This is a genomic window from Epilithonimonas xixisoli, assembly GCF_004365655.1.
Lineage (GTDB): Bacteria > Bacteroidota > Bacteroidia > Flavobacteriales > Weeksellaceae > Epilithonimonas > Epilithonimonas xixisoli.
In genome coordinates, this window is sequence record NZ_SOEO01000002.1 from 77465 (window position 1) to 98077 (window position 20613).

A 20613-nucleotide genomic window follows, 5' to 3' on the forward strand; every position below is an offset into this window, starting at 1 on the left:
TGTTTCAGATTTTATTCGTTGATAAAGTTATTAATTATTTTCTCGACTTCTGCTTTTGCCACGTCAAGATCTGTGTTAATAATAATTTTATCAAAATGTTTTTGATAGGTCATTTCCTCGCCTGCTTTTTCCACTCTGGTTTTGATGGTTTCTGCGCAATCGGTATTTCTTTTTATCAATCTCTGTTCCAACTCAGCGATGCTTGGTGGCATTACGAAAATCGATAGCGCTTTGTCTCCGAAAATCTCTTTCAAACGGATTCCACCTTTGACATCGACATCGAAAATCACGACTTTGCCTTGATTCCAGATTCTTTCGACTTCGGATTTCAGCGTTCCGTAATATTTGTCCGTGTAAACTTCCTCGAACTCGACAAATCCATCTTCCGAAATTTTCGCTCTGAATTCTTCTGGCGTTAGAAAGTAATAATCTTCAGAATGTTTTTCTTCGCCTCGTGGTTGTCTTGTAGTAGCGGAGATTGAGAAACAGAGTTCTGGCACAACCGACAAACCGTGTTTTACCAAAGTTGTTTTTCCACTTCCGGATGGTGCGGAGAATATGATGACTTTTTGTTTCAAAATTTGATTTTTAAAATTCAATATTAAATTCTTTTCTAATGTATTTCAGAATATCTACGAAATCATTAAGCTCGTCAATATTAGGATATTCTTTCAGATAAGATTCGGGATTGTTATAACTAAATTCGTTCTGTTGTTTTCCAGATTGGTATTTTACTGAATATCCAGTTCCGTCAACAACAGTCATCAATAATGTTGTCATTAAAAAAGCTTTTTCATCTTCATCGTATTCAACTTTCTTATTGCTTTTTTTATATTTAAAAGTTTCCTCTTTTGGGAGAAATTTTATATTTCTAGCTTCAACGTTTACAAAAACCTCCTCCAAAGATTTTTCAGATTTCAGAATTGTGATTTCTGGTTTTATCCATTCAACCTCATCTCTGCTGATTTCTTTAGGCAAAAACCATTGGGTTAAATTTGCTTTCCAAGTTTTATCTTCTTTATAAATTCTGAAAACAAAACCGCTGTTTGTAATTCCTCGGTCTTTATATATTCTAATTTCAGTTTCTTTCAGTTCAGAAGGAACATTTGCTAATGAATCTATATTTTGTGATTTTACAATCGCAAATAAGAAGAGAAATAAAAATCGAAGCGAAAATTGCATATCAAAATGTATCGCTCTACGGAGCTTTGTTGCGTGTTGTTATTAGAATTTCTACAAACATTTCGCTCCTACGGAGCTTTTAATTTACTGGATGATTTTTTTCTACCAATATTTCACTTCTTCGAAGCTTTAATATTCAAAAACCTTCCGAGTTGAATCTTTTTACTTTTATCTTGTTTCTTCTAAAGAACATTCAAAGTTTGTTCTTTGATTTTTTCCAAGTCATCTTTCATTTCCACCACCAATTTCTGAATCTCAGAATGATTGGCTTTCGAACCCAAAGTATTGATTTCTCTTCCCATTTCCTGAGCAATGAAGCCTAGTTTTTTACCATTGAAATCCTCGTTTCTCATTACTTCAAGATAATATTTGATATGCTGAGAAAGGCGAACTTTTTCTTCAGAAATATCCAATTTTTCAACAAAATAAACCATTTCCTGATAATATCTTGTTTCATCGATGTTCTCGAAATTCTTAAGTGCAGTTTGATAACGGTCTTTGATGGGTTGGATTCTTTCCTCCTCGTATTGACCAACTTTATTCAAATTGTTCTCGATATTCTGAACGATTTTTTCGATTTCCTCAGCCAAATTATTGCCTTCAGTTTTGCGGAATTCTATAAACTTAGAAACTGAATCTTGCACAACTTGCAGAAGCGCTTTCCATTCGTTTTCTTCAAGTTCCGAGTTTTTGGTTGATAGAACATCTGGCATTCTTACCGCCATTTTCAAATATTCAAAATCTGGTGCATCAGAAGCAATAGCTCTTAATTGTTCGATGTAATTTTTGACAACTTCCTGATTGATTTTCACATCGTTGCTGTCTTCGAGACTTTCGCAATTGATGTAGCAATCTACCTTTCCACGAAGGATTTTGTCATTCAAAAGTTTCCTGATTTCGAATTCTTTTTCTTTATATCTAAGCGGTGTTTTGACGTTGAGATCAAAGTTTTTGCTGTTCAGAGATTTGATGTCGACCGTTATTTTTGTGCCTTCATAAACAGTTTCGGCTCTCCCAAAACCTGTCATAGATAATATCATATTGAATATTTATAAGATTGCAAAGATAAGGTTTTCATTGATTTGAAATAATGCTTCAATTTTAACAATTTTCATATTCAATATAGTTGGATTTTGAAATTTGAAATTCCTATTTTTGCAACCTATGAAAAGATGGTATCTCTACCCCTTTTCCCTAGGTTATCATCTCGGAACTTCGATTAGAAACCGGATGTATGATTGGGGACTATTCTCTTCTTCGAAATTCCGAACACCAATTATTGGTGTTGGCAATCTGTCCGTGGGTGGCAGTGGAAAATCACCGATGGTAATGTATCTGGCAGAATATCTTTCCAAATATTACCGAACAGGCGTACTTTCCCGAGGTTATGGAAGAATTACAAAAGGCTACAGCATTGTAAACTACGACAGCAATTATAAGTTGGTTGGCGACGAGCCGATGCAGTTGTTCGAACGTTTCAGAAACCGTTTCGTAATCGGTGTTTGCGAAGACCGTGTTTTTGGCGCTAAAAAAATCATAGAAGATATGGATTTGGAAGTTTTGCTTCTGGATGACAGCTATCAGCACCGTGCCATAAAGCCGGGAATGAATCTTCTTTTGACAGATTATAATGACCCTTATTTCAAAGATTTCATTTTACCAGCAGGTGATTTGCGTGAAAGTCGACACGGAATGAAACGCGCCAATATTATCTTGGTAACCAAGTGTCCAGATGATTTGACCGAGGAGAAAAAGCAATTCTACATCTCGAGAATCAGACCTCAGCATTATCAGAAAGTTTTCTTTTCAGCCATTTCTTATGACGAGAATATCCTTGGGCTTGATAGTATGATGCCTGTGAAAAATTTGGATTATTATGATGTTTTGTTAATTACAGGAATTGCAAACCCTTCCCAACTTTTAAAAGAGATTTCCAAATACAATCAAAAAGTTAAACATCTGCAGTTCAAAGACCATCATAATTTTACTGATGACGACATCAAAAAAATAACCGCAGAATACAAAAAACTTGGTGAATACAAGATCATTCTAACAACCGAGAAAGATTACGTCCGCCTAAAAACTTTTGATTATCTTCGAAACAAGATTTTCTATTGGCCTATCAATGTGGAAATTGACAAGCGAGAAGAGTTTAATAATATCATTCAAAACTATGTTAGAAAAGTATAAAGAAACAGCAGAATTTATCAAAAACATCATTGGCGAAACACCCGATTTTGCGATTGTTTTAGGTTCTGGCTTAGGAAAACTTCAACACGAAGTTGAGGCGATTCATACTTTAGATTATAAAGACATTCCAAATTTTCCCCAAACAACAGTAGTTGGTCACGGCGGAAAATTGATCTACGGAATATTGGAAGGCAAAAAAGTATTAATGATGAGCGGTCGTTTCCATTATTACGAAGGTCATTCCATCGAAACGGTTACTTTTCCTTTCCGCGTTTTTCATTTGTTAGGAATTAAGAATTTGATTTTGTCTAATGCTTGCGGTGGCGTGAATCCGAACTTCAAAGTAGCCGACATTATGGTTTTGACAGATCACATCAATATGTTGCCAGAACACCCACTGAGAGGAAAAAATCTCGACGAATTCGGACCACGTTTCGTGGATATGAGCGAGCCTTACAACCGCAAAATGATCTCGATTGCAAAAGACATTGCAACTCAAGAAAACATCGACCTAAAAGAAGGCGTTTACGTTGCTTTAACGGGACCAACTTTCGAAACACCAGCAGAATACGGAATGATAAAAGCCATCGGTGGAGATGCTGTCGGAATGAGCACCGTTCCAGAAGTGATTGTGGCAAAACATCAAGGAATGGATTGTTTCTGTTTATCAATTATCACCGATTTGGGTGGGCCAGATATTGCCTTTGCAGTTTCGCACGACGAAGTTTTGGAAGCCGCAAACAAAGCAATGCCGAATGTCATCAAAATTGTAAAAGGTCTGGTAAGGAATTACTAACATTATTCAAAATATAAATCATCAAGACAGCTTTTTTCGCTGTCTTTTTTATTTCATTTAACATAATATTGCTTAGCTTTGTTTGTCAAAATTTTAATAATGAAGAGGATATTAGTTTACACATTATTATTGGTTTTCCAATTTGGATTTTCTCAGCAAGTCCCAAAAGTTTTGAAAACCAAATTTTCCAAAGAAGCATTAGCTCAAAAATTACAAGACGAAAATGGCAATGAAATTTCCATCAATGAAATTCTGAAACTTCATAAAGATAAAATACTAGTCATCGATTTCTGGGCCGGCTGGTGCAAAGATTGCCTCAAAGCTTTTCCAAAAGCCAAAGAATTGGAAGAAAAAAATCCCGATGTCAATTTCGTTTTTCTTTCTTTGGAAAGATCAAAAGAAGGTTTTTTGAAAAGTCTCGACAGATTCGAAATGACTGAAAAAGAAAACTATTGGTTCTCTTCCGGTTGGAAAAATGATTTCAATAATTATGTAGATCTCAACTGGATTCCGAGATTCATTGTAGTAGATCAAAAATCCGACATTGCAAAATATTACGCCATTTCTCCGGAAGATCCGGAAATCCAAACCACGATAGACAAGCTTACAAAATAATCAACATCCCGAAAATTTTCGGGATTTTTTTTGATTAAATTTGTCTTAAAATTATGGCAGCTTTTTCCGCCTTCCGTTCCCAATCTTTTTGCCTTGGCTTTTCCAGCCACAAAAAAGGATTTCCACTCAAGTCGGGCTGCGAGATTTCTTATAATAACAAGATTTCTACACCCAATTAACGAATGCAACCTCAACGCAAAATAATCCATGTCGATATGGACGCTTTTTACGCCTCCGTAGAACAGCTCGATGACCCGAGTCTGCGTGGAAAAGCCATTGCCGTTGGTGGCGGACATCGTGGTGTGGTTTCTGCTGCAAGCTACGAAGCAAGGAAATTTGGAGTGCGTTCTGCGATGCCGAGTAAGACGGCGAGAGAAAGATGTCCGCATCTCATTTTTGTGAAACCGAGATTTGCGAGATATAAAGAAATCTCCAGCAAGATCAGAAGCATCTTCCACGAATACACAGACTTGGTCGAACCACTTTCTTTAGATGAAGCTTACCTCGACGTGACCGAAAATAAAAAAGACATCGAGTCGGCGAATGACATTGCGAGGGAAATCCGCAAACGAATCTTTGAAGAAACCGGACTCACAGCTTCAGCAGGAATTTCTGTCAATAAGTTTTTGGCAAAAGTAGCTTCGGACATCAATAAACCCAATGGACAGAAAACCATTCATCCAACCAAGATAGATGAGTTTTTGGAAAATCTTCCAATCGAGAAATTCTACGGCGTTGGAAAAGTCACGGCTAACCGAATGCATATGCTCCACATCTTCAAAGGTTCTGATTTGAAGGCAAAATCTCTGGACGAATTGGAAAAGCTTTTCGGAAAATCGGGAAGATATTATTATAATGTGGTTCGTGGAATCCATAATGGAGAAGTAAAACCCAACCGAATCCAGAAAAGTGTAGCGGTAGAAAGGACTTTTTGGGACGACATCAATGAAGATGACGAAGTGGACCAGAAACTAAAATCTCTAAGTCTAGAACTGGAAGAACGCCTTGGCAAAAAAGAGATCAAAGGCAAAACCTTGACTTTGAAAATCAAATACAAAGATTTCACGCTTTACACGAGGAGCAAAACGCAAGATTTATATTTCGAAAACGCGGAAAAGTTCTACAACACGGCGAAACAACTTTGGGAATTGCGACCTTTTGATAAGGCGATTCGACTTCTTGGACTTTCTTTGTCCAATCTTAATACAGACGAGAAAAAGCAGGTTTCTGTTCAGTTGAAGATTCCTTTTGCTGAGTTTGATGATTGATATTTTAAAACGCAAAGTCAGCGAAGTTTTTTTTGAATGACTTGAAAATATTTTAAGGTTCGCAAAGGCGCTTTGCTCAGCTGAGATTTTCTATTTCTTGAAGATTCTGTCAATAGTCGATTGATTGACAAACGTTGTACTGAATTGCAAATCTTCAATCTTGTGATGCGCGCCCCGGCTTGAGCGGAAATCCTTTTTTGTGGCTGGAATTAGCGATGGCAAAAAGATTGGGAGCGGAAGACGGAAATAGGCGTCCAAATAATTTGTTTTGATGACTGCAAGCTTTCTTTCCTGATTCTTTTTACTTTTCTGTTGTTTCTTCCCCATTTTCCTTGGCTTGATATTTTCATAGAACGGAATATCAAATCAAACAATCTGAAAAAATCTACATTCTTATGAACGGAACGATGATACAGTTTTTCCATTGGTACACCGATGGCGACTCATTCCTTTGGAAACACACAAAAGACCAGGCAACATATTTGTCGGACCTTGGGATTACTTCGGCTTGGCTTCCGCCGGCTTATAAAAGTACAAACGCAGGTTTCTCTGTTGGTTATGACCCTTACGACCTTTTCGATTTGGGAGAATTTGACCAAAAAGGTGGCATTCCGACAAAATATGGAACGAAGGAGCAATATCTGGAAGCCGTGAAAGCGCTGAAAGAAAATAAAATTCAAGTGATTGCGGATATTGTGCTTAATCATAAGGCTGGAGGCGATGAGCTGGAGAAATTCAATGCTATAAAAGTGGACGAAGATGACCGAACTGTGGCGATTTCTGATGTGATGGAAATTGAGTCGTACACTAAATTTACTTTCGACGGAAGACAAAAGAAATATTCTGACTTCGAGTGGAATTTCACCTGTTTTACTGGCGTAGATTATGCCGAAGGACAAGAGACGGCGATTTTCCGAATCATCAATGATTATGGCGACCATTGGGACAATATCATTGATGATGAAAAAGGGAACTATGATTTCCTGATGTATAATGACATCGAACATCGAAATCCATTCGTTCGTGAAGAGCTGAATTATTGGGGAAAATGGTACCAAGAGCAAATCGGTTTTGAAGGTGTTCGACTGGACGCCGTGAAGCATATTTCGCCGGATTTTTATAAAGAGTGGCTTGCCCTTTTGCGTTCCAACACGGGCGTTGATATTTTTGCTGTTGGCGAGTATTGGGCGCCTGGCGATTTGCCACTTTTGGAAGCGTATATAGATTCTACAGATGGATGTATGAGTTTGTTTGATTCGTCTTTGCAACATCGCTTACACCAAGCCTCCAACAATCCTGATTATGATTTGAGGGAGATTTTCAATGAAACTTTGGTTGGTTCTCATCCTACAAAAGCCGTAACCGTAGTCGATAATCACGACACGCAACCGCTTCAGGCTTTGCAAGCGCCAGTGGAGACTTGGTTCAAACCGATTGCCTATGCTTTGATTTTATTGAGACAAGATGGTTATCCTTGTGTTTTCTATCCAGATTTATACGGCGCGAGTTACAAAGATCACGGCGAAGATGGAAACGAGCACGAGATTTTCCTTGACAAAGTGGATGCAATAGAAGAACTTTTGAAAGCCAGAAAAGATTTTGCTTATGGCGAGCAAAGAGATTATTTTGATGATGCGCATTGCATTGGCTGGACGCGGGAAGGTGATGATGAACATTACGGTTGTGCGGTTGTTCTAAGCAACAAAGATGTGAATCAAAAATCGATGGAAATTGGAAAACGATACGCAGGGAAAACGTTTTATGATTTCACAGGACATATTCAGGATAAAATTACGATTGATGAAAATGGCTGGGCAGTTTTTCCTTGTCCTGCGGGAAATGTGAGTGTTTGGGTGGCGGAATAAATTATCATTAACTTTTGAAATAATGGATAAAAATTAGAAGGAAAGTCAGAATAATAAAATTATATTTGAAATTCCAAACCAATTTAAAACTATTCTGATGAAACTTCTACAAATATTATTAATCTCCTTGATATTAATATCTTGTAAAAAAGATATTACATTAATTGACGGTAAAATAAAAAAATTAGATAATACTGAGATAAATAAAGCAGAGCAAACTAAGACATATCTTAATGATTACTATTTGCCACTTATCCAAAAGAGAAATGTAAAAAAAGTGCAAAATAATAGTCTTGAAGAAATAAATTATTCTAACAATAATCCAAGACAAAAAAAAGAAAAAATAATTCAAGAAAGTAAGAGTGGAGTAATCAAATCTGAAAAAAGTATTCAGTTAGATAAAAAAATTTATTCTCCAGAAAATATCAAGATAATGCAAAACCTTGGTAAATTATATGATGCAGATAAAGAACTTCAACAACAAATTGAAGAAGAAAATAAAAAAGAAATTGATAATACAAGAAATTCTTTATTCAAAATTGACAAAACAGGCATAGAAGGTTCTTTATCTCTTGAAAATAATACGAATCAGAACCTTGAAAAAGCAACAATAACAACCCTAATAACATACAAATTTCCTAATAAGCAGTTCTTTTATTATTCTCCTTACGAAATATTGCAAAATAAAGACATTTGGAACATTAACGAGAAAAAAGACATATCAATAGATAATATTTTTTCCTATGCATATGATTATGAAAAATTTAGAAAAATTTTGGAAGTTCACAAACCAGAAAAAATTGAAATAATTTATTTTATTAGCTTCTCAAATTCTATTGGATATTCTAATTATAAAAAGAAGTTTATATACGAGAATTCATCTCCACAAATAAGAAATCAAATTCAAAGATTCGGAACATTTAGGGAAATGCCTTTTTCAAAAGAGGATTTACAATCTTTTGGCGAGAAAATATTAGAGAATGACCTCACTGAATTACTAACAAAAAAGTAATAATAATTTCTATATTAAAAAAAAACCTCTCAAAAATTTGAGAGGTTTTTTTACTTAATTCTAAGCTCCGTAAGGAATCCAGATGTTTTTGATTTCTGTCGCGTGGCGCAAGAATTCTTCGCCTTCGCCTTGTGCATTGTCCAGCCAGTTTCTGTATTTACCGAAATTCAGCCAAGTGCGTTTCATACTGTCTGAGGCTAAAAACTCAATATCTTTACAACCTTCTTTTGTACCGAAATACCAGATTCCATCTATATTATAATGTTTTGCTATTTCTTTTGCCAGCTCATCTTTATGTCCTGTTACGATATTCACCGTTCCAGCAGGAACGTCGGATGTCTCAAGGATTTGATAAAAATCTGTCGCCGAGAAAGGATGCTTTTCTGAAGGAATTACCACCACATTATTTCCCATTGCCATTGCTGGAATCACTGTCGAGATAAATCCAAGCAAAGGATTCTCATCGGGACAAACAATTCCCATCACGCCAACTGCTTCCGGCATTGCCAAGGTTACCATTCTCTGAACGGTAGAATGTGCCTGTCCATCATATTTATCAGCAAATGCGGCATAAGTATAAATTCTCTCAATCGATTTTTCTACTTCTTCCTGCGCAGATTCCAAAGACTGATTGGTCATTTCCACAATTCTTTCTGCAAACTCTTCAGAACGGATTGCCAGATTTTCTGCGATGTAATAAAGAACCTGAGCTCTTGCGTGGCCAGTCATTCCAGCCCAAGATTTTTCTGCGTGAGCTGCTTCTACTGCATTACGGACATCTTTTCTATTCCCTTCTGAAACTTCGCCGATGTATTCCCCGAAAGCATTCAGAACATTTAAACTATAACCGCCATCAGGACGGGCTTGTTTTCCACCGATGTACAATTTGGAAGTTCTGTCTATATCTTCAAGAATTGATTTTGATTTTTTGTCAGTCTGAGCTTGTCGAAGACTTGGCTTTTCAGTTTTTGGGATAATTGGTTTTGATGAAAACTCGTCTTCGATTTTTGGTTTTGTATATTCGTACAAACCTTCTTTTCCGCCTTCTCTTCCAAATCCCGATTCTCTGTAACCACCAAATCCTGCTGATGCATCAAACTGATTGGTACAATTGATCCAAACGGCTCCTGCTTTTACTTTTGGAGCAACGTCCAATGCAAGATTGATATTTTCTGTCCAGATGCTCGCCGCCAATCCATATCTCGAGTTGTTTGCCAAAGCAATCGCTTCGTTGTGAGAACGGAAAGTCATCGCTACCAAGACTGGCCCGAAAATTTCTTCCTGGGCAATCGTTGCGGAAGTTGAAACATCGGTAAATAAAGTTGGTGGATAATAGAATCCGTTTTTAGGAACTGCATTTTTTGCCTGATAGATTTCACAGCCTTCGCTGATTCCTAGTTTTACTAATTTATCAATAGTTTTATATTGTGATTCGTCCACAATGGCACCCATATCAATGACTTTGTCCATCGGATTCCCTACGCGGAGTTTTCCCATTCTGTCTTTCAGTTTTGCATAGAATTTTTCTGCAATACTTTCCTGAACCAACAATCTGGAACCTGCACAGCAAACCTGCCCTTGATTGAACCAAATTGCATCCACAATCCCTTCGATCGCAGAATCTATATCTGCATCTTCGAAAACGATGAATGGCGATTTTCCACCTAATTCCAAAGAGATTTTTTTTCCACTTCCTGCTATTTCTCTTCTGATGATTTTACCCACATTCGTAGAACCTGTGAAAGCCACTTTGTTCACATCTTTATGATTGACCAAAGCAGTTCCTGCAACGGTTCCTTTTCCTGTAACGATATTGAGAACACCTTTTGGAAGTCCTACTTTTTCACAAATCTCCGCAAACAACAATGCTGTCAATGAGGTATATTCAGCTGGTTTTAAAACGACTGTGTTTCCCATTGCCAAAGCTGGAGCAACTTTCCAAGCGAGCATCATCAATGGAAAATTCCAAGGAATGATTTGCCCGATGACTCCGACTTCTTTGTAATCTCTGAGTTCGGTTTCCATCAGTTTTGCCCAGCCTGCGTGATGATAAAAATGTCGCACAACGATTGGAATATCAATATCTCTTGTTTCGCGAATAGGTTTTCCGTTGTCCAAAGTTTCCAAGACTGCGAACAATCTGGAATGTTTTTGGATTTGTCTTGCAAGGGCGTACAGATATTTTGCACGCTCAAATCCACCGAGAGCAACCCATTTTGGCAAAGCTTCTTTTGCTGATTTAACAGCTTTGTCCACATCCTTTTCATCGGCTTCTGCAAATTTTGCTAGAAGTTCTTTGTTGGCAGGATTGTGAGACTCCATATATTTTTTGGAATTGGGTTTTGTCCATTCTCCATTGATGAACAAGTCGAAAGTTCTATTGTGAGATTCCAGATAATCTACAGCCGGAGCTGCGCTTTCCGGAGCGGGACCGTAAACCATTGTATCGAATATTTCTTTTATTTCCATTTTTTTTAATTTGAAATTTGAGGTTTGAAATTCGAGATTCAAAATTGAAATTGAAAAAATATTTCAAATATCAAATCTGAATTTTCAAATTTTTATGCCATCGGATGACGATATCCTGCGGAATAACTTCCGGTAACGTAATGCTCCAACTGTCTCTCGATGTCGCCAAGCAATGAACTTGCGCCAAAACGAAACAACTCCGGATTTAACCATTCGTCGCCTAATTCCTCTTTGATTAAAACCAAATAATCCAAAGACTGTTTCGCTTTTTGAATTCCGCCGGCTGGTTTGTAACCTACTTTAACACCTGTCAGCTGATAATAATCTCTAATGCAACGAATCATTACCAAACTAACAGCCAATGTTGCATTCACAGATTCTTTTCCTGTGGATGTCTTGATGAAATCTGAGCCCGCCATCATTGCCACCCAACTTGCCTTCGCAACTTTGGTGTAAGTCGGGATTTCTCCGGTTGCCAAAATGGTTTTCATATGAGCATCTCCACAGGCTTGCCTGCAAAGCTTAACCTCATCGTACAATTCTTTCCATTTGCTTTCCAAAACCAAATCTCTAGAAATCACAATGTCAATTTCTGTTGCACCTGCCGCAACGGATTTTTTGATTTCTGCAATTTTTTCCTCCAAAGAGTTTTTCCCAGCCGGAAAACCTGTGGAAACTGCCGCAATTGGAAGATTACTTCCTTCCAGAGCCTCTTTTGCATAAGGAATCAAATTGTGATAAACGCAAACTGCGCCTGTTGTAAGATTGCTGTTTGCCATTCCTAGCTTTTCCAGAATATCTTGACGTACGGGATTTCTTGCTTTTTCGCAAAGGCGAAGCACGTTTCCGCGTGTATCATCTCCGGCTAGAGTCGTAAGGTCAATCATTGTAATAGCCTTCAGCAACCAAGCCGCCTGAAATTCTTTTTTCACGCTTCTTCTTCCGCCCAAAGTATTCACTCGGCGTTCGATTGCACTTCTGTTGATGTTGATTTCATCAAAATATTTTTCGTTGTAAGGAATGCCTTCGTTTCTTTCCAAAGCGTGGGAAGAAGCGTTTTGGGCTCCGTTTTTTTCCAGAACTTTTGCCATAGAAGTCTTAGTTTTAGTTTAATCTCAATATTTGAGTTGAGAGGATTGTAAATTTAATAATTATCTCCAAACGTTTTACATCTATTAAAAATATTTTTAAAACATTCATAAAAAAAACACATCCGGTGAGGAATGTGTTATTGTATTATTTAAAATTTTCTGAGTTACACTTTCAGTTGTCTGCTGATGCTTTGTTCTAGGGAGAGAATTGTTTCTGTTCTCGTAACACCTTTCAGTTTTTGGATTTTGTTCAGGATTTCCATCAGGTGGTCATTATCCTTGCAAAGAACCTTTAAGAAAATGGTGTAATTTCCTGTGGTGTAATGTGCCTCTACTACTTCATTTACAAGATTTAAGTTCTTAATTGCATCTTGATAATGGCTAGGCTGATCTAGATAGACGCCAATGTATGAAACGACTTTGTACCCAATTTTTCTTGGATTAAGAAATGAAATTGAATTCTCAATAACGCCCGCTTGCTCCAGCTTTTTGATTCTCTGGTGAACTGCGGTGGTAGAAATCCCTACATGCTTAGAAATATGGGCAAGAGAAGTTTTCGCATTATCCATCAACATATAGACAATTTCTTTATCAACTCCGTCTAAATGATAACCGGATTCAGATGCACTTTTCATAATTTATAATAGATTTTTATTGATTGAAAGATAAAAAAATGAAATTAATAAAAAAAACTTTAATTATAAAATAATATTACGAACAAAAACCTAACATTAATCATTTAATTAAAATAACTGTTTATTGTTTTTTATTTAGCTGTAAAAATATAGAAAAATATACGAGATATAAAAATTTATTGCATTTATTTTTTCAAATACACATAAAAAACAATTATTTTCAACCTGAACAATATGTGTACTGAATGTTAATTCTGGGTTAACTGAGTTGACTGATTTCAGATTAAAAATTAAAAATAATCTTAAAAACAAATACACAAAACACTCACAATCAATTAGTTAATTTTAAATTTTGAAAAAATTAAAAAACACATTCTAAGTCCTTAAAAAGTGATATATTTAAAACCTTATATATAGACCAATGAAAAAATTTTACAACCTGATTGCATTCTTCATTGCAATCACCGCATTTGCGCAGATGCAGACCGTCACGCATTCGATCAATCCCGTTGCTTTCAACGAAGATGAGTCGATTACCATTACTTTTACTGGAAATAGTATCAACGAATCCACTTGGGGAGTCACCAATAATGCTCTTTATCTTTGGGCTTGGTCGTATGATGCTAATGATGCTAATAGTCTGGACAGCCCTACAAACGGAACTTGGAATTCATCCAATGAAGCGAACAAGTTGACGTACAACGCAGGAAACGATACCTACACAATCACTTTTGTTCCCTCTACTTTCTACAACAGAACAAACCTAGGTAGAATCGGTTTTTTGGTAAAAACAAAAACAGGAAACGGGCAATCTCAAAACTTGTACTCAGAAGTTGGAAGATTCCAGTTTGTGAATACAACGCCTAGAAATAACACGGTTAATTTCATTGCTTCTGGCGGAAATTATCCGATTTCTTACAGCACTTCGCTTCCGGCAAACTACGAGATTAAAGCCAACGGAACGGTAATCCACACAGCGACCAATGTTTCTTCTACTTTGAAAGTTCTGAACGTAACCGCTGATACACAAGTGGAACTGAAAGCGACAAGTGTTGCAGACGGAACTGTTTTGACTTCAAAATTCAGTATTTCTCCTACACCTACGCCTCAGTCTGCTACAATGCCGGCTTATATGAGACAAGGAATTAGCTACGATCCGAATGACCCTACAAAAGTTGGATTGGCATTGTATGCGCCTTTCAAAAGCTATGTTCACGTGATTGGAAGTTTCAACAACTGGCAGATTTCTTCTAACTATGTGATGAAGAAGGATACAAACAACGCTAATATCTATTGGATAGAAATCACAGGATTGACACCTCAACAAGTTTACACATTCCAATACAGAACCAGCGATGGTGTGAAAGTGGCGGATCCGTATTCTACTTTGGTACTTTCTCCGGATGATGACCCTTGGATTTCATCTGCAGTGTATCCTGAGCTTCAAACTACAATGAAATATCCTGCAGGACAACAATTCGATGTTTCTGTAATCCAAACCGCAAAACCGGCTTACAACTGGACGGTGACCAACTTCCAAAAACCAGCAAAACAAAACCTTATTATCTATGAAGCGCTTGTAAGAGACTTCACGGCAGAGCAAAGCTGGCAGTCTATGATTGACAAAATCCCTTACATCAAAGGATTGAACGTGAACGCTATCGAGCTAATGCCAATTATGGAATTTGATGGAAACAACTCTTGGGGTTACAATCCAGGATTCCATATGGCTTTGGATAAAACTTATGGAACACCGGAAAAATTCAAAGAATTTGTAGATAAATGTCATCAAAATGGAATTGCCGTTATTTTGGATATTGCATTAAACCACGCAACAGGAAGATCACCACTGCAAAGACTTTGGATGAATGATCCATCTGGAACAGGCTACGGATCTACAGCGTCTAACAATCCATATTTCAACCAATTGCCAACGCATACTTATAATGTGTTTAATGACTTCAACCATTCAAAACCAGATACAAGATATTATGTCAACAGAGTTTTGGAACAATGGATCAAAGAATATAAAATTGATGGATTCCGTTGGGATTTGACTAAAGGATTTACTCAAAATTGTACTTCTTCAGACGAAGGTTGTACGGGTTCTTACCAGCAAGACAGAGTGGATGTTTTGAAATTATACTCAGACAATCAATGGTCACACGACCCAACTTCTTACATCATTTTTGAACACTTAGGTGGAAATCAAGAAGAAAAAGAATGGGCAAACTATAAACTGAATGAAGGAAAAGGTGTGATGATGTGGGACAACGTAACTGGACCATTTGGACAAAACACAATGGGTTATGACTCAAACAGCAACTTCAACAGAATAGATTTCAGAAACCACGAGTTCAGCGAAAGAAGAAACGTAACTTATGGAGAAAGCCACGATGAGGAAAGATTAATGTTCAAAAACCTTACCTACGGAAACGGAACTGTAACAAACCTTTCAACAGCATTAGAAAGACAAAAAGCATTTGGTGCAGTTTTCTTCACTGTTCCAGGACCAAAAATGATTTGGCAATTTGGAGAATTAGGTTACGAATTCAGCATCAACAGATGTGAAAATGGAACCATCAACAACGATTGTAGAACGTCTCCAAAACCAGTTGCATTCTCTTTAGGATACGACACGAATGCTGAGAGAAAAGCAATCTACGACACTTGGGCAAAAATCTTACAAATCAGATTGTCAAGTCAAGTTTTTGATACAACTACTTTCACAGTAGAATCTGGAAACTTATTACCAAAAATTTATGTTTGGAATGATGCTTTGCCAGCAAGTTCTTTGAAAAACGTCATCGTGGTTGCCAACTTCACCACTTCTGCACAAACGGTAACGCCTAGCTTCCCATATTCCGGGACTTGGTACAACTTGATGAACAATACATCTATGTCTGCAAGTGGTTCTACTACAGTCGTTCTTCAGCCGGGAGAATTCAGAATCTATGGTAACCAAACAGCTTTGGCAACAGATGAAACGAAGATTGATATCAACAAAACATCACTTCAAATTACTCAAAATCCTTCTACAGACGGATTGTTGAAAATCAAATACAACAAAGCGAAAAACGGACAAATTAACGTTTTCGATATCAACGGAAAACTAGTAAAAACATTCGGAGTGAAATCTGCAAAAGGAGACGAAACATTCTCTGTAAACGGATTGGCTTCCGGCGTTTATATGGTTCAGTTGAAATCTGACGAAGGTTTGGCAGTTTCAAAATTGATTGTGAAATAACACAATAATATTTTAGCTAAAACAAAATCGCCCCGAATATTTCGGGGCGATTTTTTATTTTTCAGAAAGCGCTTTCAGTTTTCCAAGACCTTCCGAGAATGACTTATTCATTTCCCAAGTCATTACAGGTTTCAGCGGTTTGAAGACCGTTTCTACTTCATAATCAAGAGACCAAGTCACCTTCGTCCCGGCACCTTCCGAAGCAAAAATCAAATCCGACGTCGCATCATCTTCCATCGGTTTGATGAAGTGCATATCAGAAGAAATCTTTTCCATTGGCACGATAGACGTCACCGTTTGCTCACCTTCTCCCACATCATCATTCCCTTTCCAATGGTAACTATCACCCACTTCCCCACTCGTTCCCTTGTAAGTCACTACCACATTTGGGTCGTACTTCATCCAAGGATTCCAATTGTTGAAAGCTTTCAATGAATTGGCATTTTGCCACACTTTTTCTTTAGGCGCATTGATGACAATCGATTGTTCATTGTGACATTTGCTGTCAAAAAATAACATTGCGATGGCACAATAAGCAACAAAAATCGCTAGAATCACGCCAATAATTTTCAGAAATTTTTTCATAATTAAGAATAGTTTAAGTTTAAAACAAATCTAAAAAGAATTTAAATACAAAAACTTTTCCTAAGACAATATTTATTTTGGGCGCCTTAATCCGTCTTCCGCTCCCAATCTTTTTTGCTGACGATTTCAGATTAAAAAGAACTTGAGTACAAGCAAAAAAGGATTTCCGCTCAAGCCGGGGCGCAATTTTGTCATACTTTCAACTTTAGGTACTAAATTTGTGATTTCAACCAAAATAGAAAAGGCTTCGAGAGCTTCAGCCTGACAAACAGTCGCAAAGCCTTGTCAAGGTTTGAAACCTTGACAAGGCTAAACAGCGTAACAATCTAAAAACACTATCATATTAACGTTGTCCTGCTGAGGCTCTCGAAGCACAGAAAAAAAAATAAAATTCCATATTAAAATTATGAATCCACTTTTAGAAAAATTCAATACAAAATATACCTCATCCCCTTTCAGCGACATCAAAGAAGAACATTATCTTCCCGCATTTCAGGAATTGGTGAAAACCGCTGAAAAGGAAATCGACGAAATCACAAACAATCCCGACACGCCAACTTTCGAAAATACGATTGAAGCAATGGCTTTTTCCGGAGAACAATTGGACAGAGTTTCCAGCATTTTCTTCAATCTTAATTCCGCGGAAACCAACGACGAAATTCAGAAAATCGCTCAGGAAGTTTCGCCACTTTTGACAGAATTCTCTTCCAAAATCTCTCAAAACGAAAAATTATTTGAAAGAATCAAAAACGTTTACGACCAAAAAGACAATTTGTCATTGAATGAGGAACAACAAATGCTACTCAACGAAACTTACAAAGGTTTTGTAAGAAGCGGAGCATTATTGAATGAAGAAGACAAAAAGAAACTGGAAAAAATCAATATGGATTTGTCTATCAAATCTCTACAATTCGGACAAAATGCCTTGGCTTCGACCAATGCTTATTTCAAACATATTACAAACAAAGAAGAATTAAAAGGAATTCCGGAAGCGATTCTTGAGCAATACGAAGAAGATGCAAAGGAAAAAGGTTTGGAAGGTTACGTGATTACACTTCAATATCCGAGTTATCTTCCTGCATTGACTTACGCAGAAAACCGAGAACTCAGAAAAGAATTGGCTTTAGCAAACGGAAAAAAATCTTTTGACGGCGGAGAATTTGATAATCAAAATCTCATCAAAGAAATCGTAAAACTTCGTCAGGAAAAAGCGGAACTATTAGGTTATAAAAATTATGCAAATTTTGTCTTAGAGGAAAGAATGGCAAAATCGCCGGAAAAAGTTTTCGAATTCCTAAACGAACTTCTCGACAAAGCAAAACCTTACGCCCAAAAGGAAATCGAAGAGTTAAAAACTTTAGCAAAAGCCGATGGAATAGACGAAATTCAAAGTTACGACCACGCTTTTTACGCTGAAAAATTAAGAAAACAAAAATTCGATATTGATGATGAAGAACTGAAACCTTATTTCCAATTGGAGAAAGTTCAGGAAGCCGTTTTTGGATTAGCCGGAAAGTTATTTGGATTGGAATTTAAAGAAATCAATGATGTTCAGAAATATCACGATGATGTGAAAACCTACGAAATTGTTGAGGTTGGAAGTCAGAAGTTGGAAGATGGAAATGAAAAAGGCTTCGAGAACCTCAGCCTGACAACCGACAACCAACAACCGACAACTAAATACAAATCCCTGCTCTACGCAGATTATCATCCAAGAAAAGGAAAACGTGCCGGCGCTTGGATGACGAGTTATAAAAATCAGTACAAACAAAACGGAGAAAATTCTCGTCCGCATATTTCTGTGGTTTGTAATTTCACGAAACCGACGAAAGACACACCAAGTTTGTTGACTTTTCAAGAAGTGACGACATTATTCCACGAGTTTGGACACGCACTTCACGGCATTTTGGCAGATACTCAATATCCAAATCTTTCCGGAACATCGGTGAAATGGGACTTTGTAGAATTGCCTTCTCAATTCTTGGAAAATTTCTGTTACGAACCAGAATTTCTGAAAACTTTCGCCAAACATTATCAAACAGGCGAAATTTTACCCGACGAAAAAATCGAGAAATTATCTCAAAGCAAATCCTTTATGGAAGGTTATCAGACGATGAGACAAGTTGGTCTTGGGTTGTTGGATATGGCTTTTCATTCAAGCGTTTCAGAACACGAAGTAACGGACGTCAAAGAATTTGAAAATCATTTCACAAAAGCAACACAAATCTATCCTTTGAATCCGGAAACGGCGACTGCACCGAGTTTTTCACATATTTTCCAAGGTGGATATTCAGCTGGTTATTATTCTTACAAATGGGCGGAAGTTTTGGATGCAGATGCGTTCCAGTATTTCAAAGAAAATGGCATTTTCAACCCAGAAATCGCTTCAAAATATAAAATCCTTCTTTCTTCCGGCGGAACCAAAGACCCAATGGAATTGTTCAAAGCTTTTCGTGGAAGCGAACCGAAAGTGGAGAGTTTACTGAAGCGAGCTTTTGGATAAAATTAACTCTAAATCTTCAAGGTTTTTGAAACCTTGAAGATTTAATTAAAATAAAAAAATGAAAAACAAAAACGCAATCGAATATATTGATTCTCATAATCTTATTGGCATAAAAGCTGGCAAAGAAAGAGAGTCATTCTTGGAAATCTGGATGGTAACTTTTGAAAACCGAATTTTCGCACGCTCTTGGGGATTTGCCGAAAGAAGCTGGTACAATACTTTTCTGAAGGACAATCTTGGCGAGATAAAATGTGGAGAGACAATTTACAAGATTGAAGCTAGGATTCCATCGGATTTAGCCGATATCGAAAATAAAATCAATCAAGCTTATCTTCAAAAATATGATTCTGGAGACAACGCATTTTACGCAAAAGGAATTACGGAAAAAGAACACGTTGAGAAAACGATGGAATTTGTAATTCTTAATAATGAAAATTAATCTTATCCAATGACTTGCCCCTGCTGTTCCGGAAAATCCTACGAAGATTGTTGTCACCTTTATCACACAAAAGAAAAATTCCCGCCAACTGCGGAAGCTCTAATGCGTTCACGTTTTTCGGCGTTTGCCATTCCAAATGGTGAATATCTTTGGGAAACTACGTCGCCTGGAAAACGGAAATTTCATAATAAAAAAAGTCTGCAGGAATGGGGCGAAATCAACGACTGGACAAAGTTGGAAATCTTGGATACGCCATCAATGAACAAGGTGGAATTCCAAGCATTTTATACGGATGAAGATGGAAATCCGCAAGTTCATCACGAGTTATCGACCTTCAAAACGATTCAGAATCGCTGGTATTATGTGAGCGGAATATTTTTGGATTAAGGTTTACAACAAACCTTTTTTCTTTTTCTGTCTCAAAACATAGAGATACAAACTTTCCACTTTCGCTCTTGCCCAATCGGTTTTTCTAAGGAATTTCAATGAGGAATTGATGCTTGGGTTGTCCGCATTAAAACATCGGATGTTGATTTGCTTTCCCAACTCTTCGAAGCCATTGTAGTAATCCACCAATTCTTCCAAAATTGCGTCGAGTCTTTTTCCGTGCAAAGGGTCTTTCGAAGTGTTTTCCATTTTGTAAAATTATTGATTTTATATTCACAAACAGAAATTCTGATTGTCGAGATTTCATATATTTGATTATAAATCAGAAA

Annotated in this window: 19 protein-coding genes; 10 read left to right on the forward strand and 9 right to left on the reverse strand. The window is 37.1% G+C overall.

Annotated elements, in window-relative coordinates:
- Window positions 1–11: 11 nt before the first annotated feature.
- From gmk to B0I22_RS07550, 3 genes are all read right to left on the reverse strand, one after another.
- Complete coding sequence (gene gmk / locus B0I22_RS07540) at window positions 12–578, reverse strand: guanylate kinase (RefSeq protein WP_133944065.1); 567 nt, start codon at window positions 576–578, stop codon at window positions 12–14.
- 10 nt (window positions 579–588) lie between these two features.
- Window positions 589–1182 (reverse strand): hypothetical protein, encoded by a 594-nt coding sequence (locus B0I22_RS07545; protein WP_133944066.1) that lies wholly within the window; start codon window positions 1180–1182, stop codon window positions 589–591.
- Window positions 1183–1364: 182 nt separating this feature from the next.
- Complete coding sequence (locus B0I22_RS07550) at window positions 1365–2222, reverse strand: YicC/YloC family endoribonuclease (protein WP_133944067.1); 858 nt, start codon at window positions 2220–2222, stop codon at window positions 1365–1367.
- Between the two features lie 124 nt (window positions 2223–2346).
- Between B0I22_RS07550 and lpxK the strand changes: the two genes are divergently transcribed.
- From lpxK to dinB, 4 genes are all read left to right on the forward strand, one after another.
- Complete coding sequence (lpxK, locus tag B0I22_RS07555) at window positions 2347–3372, forward strand: tetraacyldisaccharide 4'-kinase (RefSeq protein ID WP_133945130.1); 1026 nt, start codon at window positions 2347–2349, stop codon at window positions 3370–3372.
- On the forward strand, window positions 3356–4168 hold the full coding sequence (locus B0I22_RS07560; RefSeq protein ID WP_133944068.1) for a purine-nucleoside phosphorylase: 813 nt from the start codon (window positions 3356–3358) through the stop codon (window positions 4166–4168). Before lpxK ends, B0I22_RS07560 begins: the two co-directional genes overlap by 17 nt.
- Window positions 4169–4267: 99 nt before the next feature.
- Window positions 4268–4783 (forward strand): TlpA family protein disulfide reductase, encoded by a 516-nt coding sequence (locus B0I22_RS07565; protein WP_133944069.1) that lies wholly within the window; start codon window positions 4268–4270, stop codon window positions 4781–4783.
- Between the two features lie 182 nt (window positions 4784–4965).
- The gene (dinB, locus tag B0I22_RS07570; RefSeq protein WP_133944070.1) at window positions 4966–6051 is read left to right on the forward strand and encodes a DNA polymerase IV; all 1086 of its coding nucleotides are present in this window, start codon (window positions 4966–4968) and stop codon (window positions 6049–6051) included.
- Window positions 6052–6141: 90 nt separating this feature from the next.
- Here the strand turns inward: dinB and B0I22_RS07575 are convergent, their stop codons facing one another.
- Window positions 6142–6378, reverse strand: coding sequence for a hypothetical protein (locus tag B0I22_RS07575; RefSeq protein ID WP_133944071.1), 237 nt, complete (start codon window positions 6376–6378; stop codon window positions 6142–6144).
- A 68-nt stretch (window positions 6379–6446) separates the two neighbouring features.
- Here B0I22_RS07575 and B0I22_RS07580 point away from each other — a divergent pair, with 68 nt between their 5' ends.
- A complete protein-coding gene (locus B0I22_RS07580) occupies window positions 6447–7916 on the forward strand; it encodes an alpha-amylase (RefSeq protein WP_133944072.1) in 1470 nt (489 codons plus the stop codon).
- Between the two features lie 97 nt (window positions 7917–8013).
- Window positions 8014–8928: a hypothetical protein gene (locus B0I22_RS07585; RefSeq protein WP_133944073.1), complete on the forward strand. Its 915-nt coding sequence runs from the start codon at window positions 8014–8016 to the stop codon at window positions 8926–8928.
- A 60-nt stretch (window positions 8929–8988) separates the two neighbouring features.
- Here B0I22_RS07585 and B0I22_RS07590 read toward each other — a convergent pair whose 3' ends face one another.
- From B0I22_RS07590 to B0I22_RS07600, 3 genes are all read right to left on the reverse strand, one after another.
- On the reverse strand, window positions 8989–11397 hold the full coding sequence (locus B0I22_RS07590) for an aldehyde dehydrogenase family protein (RefSeq protein WP_133944074.1): 2409 nt from the start codon (window positions 11395–11397) through the stop codon (window positions 8989–8991).
- Between the two features lie 92 nt (window positions 11398–11489).
- Entirely contained in the window at window positions 11490–12488 is a 999-nt protein-coding gene (gene deoC / locus B0I22_RS07595; RefSeq protein ID WP_133944075.1) for a deoxyribose-phosphate aldolase, read from the reverse strand.
- 164 nt (window positions 12489–12652) lie between these two features.
- Entirely contained in the window at window positions 12653–13123 is a 471-nt protein-coding gene (locus B0I22_RS07600) for an Lrp/AsnC ligand binding domain-containing protein (protein WP_063970831.1), read from the reverse strand.
- A gap of 421 nt (window positions 13124–13544) precedes the next feature.
- On the opposite strand from B0I22_RS07600, the gene B0I22_RS07605 reads away from it, so the two are divergent.
- Window positions 13545–16370 carry an alpha-amylase family glycosyl hydrolase gene (locus B0I22_RS07605; protein ID WP_133944076.1) on the forward strand — a complete coding sequence of 942 codons (2826 nt, stop codon included), beginning with the start codon at window positions 13545–13547 and terminating at the stop codon, window positions 16368–16370.
- A 54-nt stretch (window positions 16371–16424) separates the two neighbouring features.
- On the opposite strand, the gene B0I22_RS07610 is transcribed toward B0I22_RS07605, so the two are convergent.
- Window positions 16425–16955 carry an SRPBCC family protein gene (locus tag B0I22_RS07610; protein WP_133944077.1) on the reverse strand — a complete coding sequence of 177 codons (531 nt, stop codon included), beginning with the start codon at window positions 16953–16955 and terminating at the stop codon, window positions 16425–16427.
- A gap of 406 nt (window positions 16956–17361) precedes the next feature.
- Between B0I22_RS07610 and B0I22_RS07615 the strand changes: the two genes are divergently transcribed.
- From B0I22_RS07615 to B0I22_RS07625, 3 genes are read left to right on the forward strand one after another with little or no spacing between them, the layout of a single operon-like run.
- A complete protein-coding gene (locus tag B0I22_RS07615) occupies window positions 17362–19458 on the forward strand; it encodes a M3 family metallopeptidase (protein WP_133944078.1) in 2097 nt (698 codons plus the stop codon).
- A 58-nt stretch (window positions 19459–19516) separates the two neighbouring features.
- Window positions 19517–19897, forward strand: coding sequence for a DUF2255 family protein (locus B0I22_RS07620; protein ID WP_133944079.1), 381 nt, complete (start codon window positions 19517–19519; stop codon window positions 19895–19897).
- A 9-nt stretch (window positions 19898–19906) separates the two neighbouring features.
- Window positions 19907–20284 carry a YchJ family protein gene (locus B0I22_RS07625; protein ID WP_133944080.1) on the forward strand — a complete coding sequence of 126 codons (378 nt, stop codon included), beginning with the start codon at window positions 19907–19909 and terminating at the stop codon, window positions 20282–20284.
- A gap of 3 nt (window positions 20285–20287) precedes the next feature.
- Here the strand turns inward: B0I22_RS07625 and B0I22_RS07630 are convergent, their stop codons facing one another.
- Window positions 20288–20533 (reverse strand): VF530 family protein, encoded by a 246-nt coding sequence (locus tag B0I22_RS07630; RefSeq protein ID WP_133944081.1) that lies wholly within the window; start codon window positions 20531–20533, stop codon window positions 20288–20290.
- Between the last annotated feature and the right edge of the window lie 80 nt (window positions 20534–20613).

What these genes read in the sequence shown, in the direction of transcription:
- B0I22_RS07545 (WP_133944066.1), bottom strand. Translation starts at nt 1,182, where the DNA reads ATGCAATTTTCGCTTCGATTTTTATTTCTCTTCTTATTTGCGATTGTA.
- B0I22_RS07550 (WP_133944067.1), bottom strand. Translation starts at nt 2,222, where the DNA reads ATGATATTATCTATGACAGGTTTTGGGAGAGCCGAAACTGTTTATGAA.
- lpxK (WP_133945130.1), top strand. Translation starts at nt 2,347, where the DNA reads ATGAAAAGATGGTATCTCTACCCCTTTTCCCTAGGTTATCATCTCGGA.
- B0I22_RS07560 (WP_133944068.1), top strand. Translation starts at nt 3,356, where the DNA reads ATGTTAGAAAAGTATAAAGAAACAGCAGAATTTATCAAAAACATCATT.
- B0I22_RS07565 (WP_133944069.1), top strand. Translation starts at nt 4,268, where the DNA reads ATGAAGAGGATATTAGTTTACACATTATTATTGGTTTTCCAATTTGGA.
- dinB (WP_133944070.1), top strand. Translation starts at nt 4,966, where the DNA reads ATGCAACCTCAACGCAAAATAATCCATGTCGATATGGACGCTTTTTAC.
- B0I22_RS07575 (WP_133944071.1), bottom strand. Translation starts at nt 6,378, where the DNA reads ATGGGGAAGAAACAACAGAAAAGTAAAAAGAATCAGGAAAGAAAGCTT.
- B0I22_RS07580 (WP_133944072.1), top strand. Translation starts at nt 6,447, where the DNA reads ATGAACGGAACGATGATACAGTTTTTCCATTGGTACACCGATGGCGAC.
- B0I22_RS07585 (WP_133944073.1), top strand. Translation starts at nt 8,014, where the DNA reads ATGAAACTTCTACAAATATTATTAATCTCCTTGATATTAATATCTTGT.
- B0I22_RS07590 (WP_133944074.1), bottom strand. Translation starts at nt 11,397, where the DNA reads ATGGAAATAAAAGAAATATTCGATACAATGGTTTACGGTCCCGCTCCG.
- deoC (WP_133944075.1), bottom strand. Translation starts at nt 12,488, where the DNA reads ATGGCAAAAGTTCTGGAAAAAAACGGAGCCCAAAACGCTTCTTCCCAC.
- B0I22_RS07600 (WP_063970831.1), bottom strand. Translation starts at nt 13,123, where the DNA reads ATGAAAAGTGCATCTGAATCCGGTTATCATTTAGACGGAGTTGATAAA.
- B0I22_RS07605 (WP_133944076.1), top strand. Translation starts at nt 13,545, where the DNA reads ATGAAAAAATTTTACAACCTGATTGCATTCTTCATTGCAATCACCGCA.
- B0I22_RS07610 (WP_133944077.1), bottom strand. Translation starts at nt 16,955, where the DNA reads ATGAAAAAATTTCTGAAAATTATTGGCGTGATTCTAGCGATTTTTGTT.
- B0I22_RS07615 (WP_133944078.1), top strand. Translation starts at nt 17,362, where the DNA reads ATGAATCCACTTTTAGAAAAATTCAATACAAAATATACCTCATCCCCT.
- B0I22_RS07620 (WP_133944079.1), top strand. Translation starts at nt 19,517, where the DNA reads ATGAAAAACAAAAACGCAATCGAATATATTGATTCTCATAATCTTATT.
- B0I22_RS07625 (WP_133944080.1), top strand. Translation starts at nt 19,907, where the DNA reads ATGACTTGCCCCTGCTGTTCCGGAAAATCCTACGAAGATTGTTGTCAC.
- B0I22_RS07630 (WP_133944081.1), bottom strand. Translation starts at nt 20,533, where the DNA reads ATGGAAAACACTTCGAAAGACCCTTTGCACGGAAAAAGACTCGACGCA.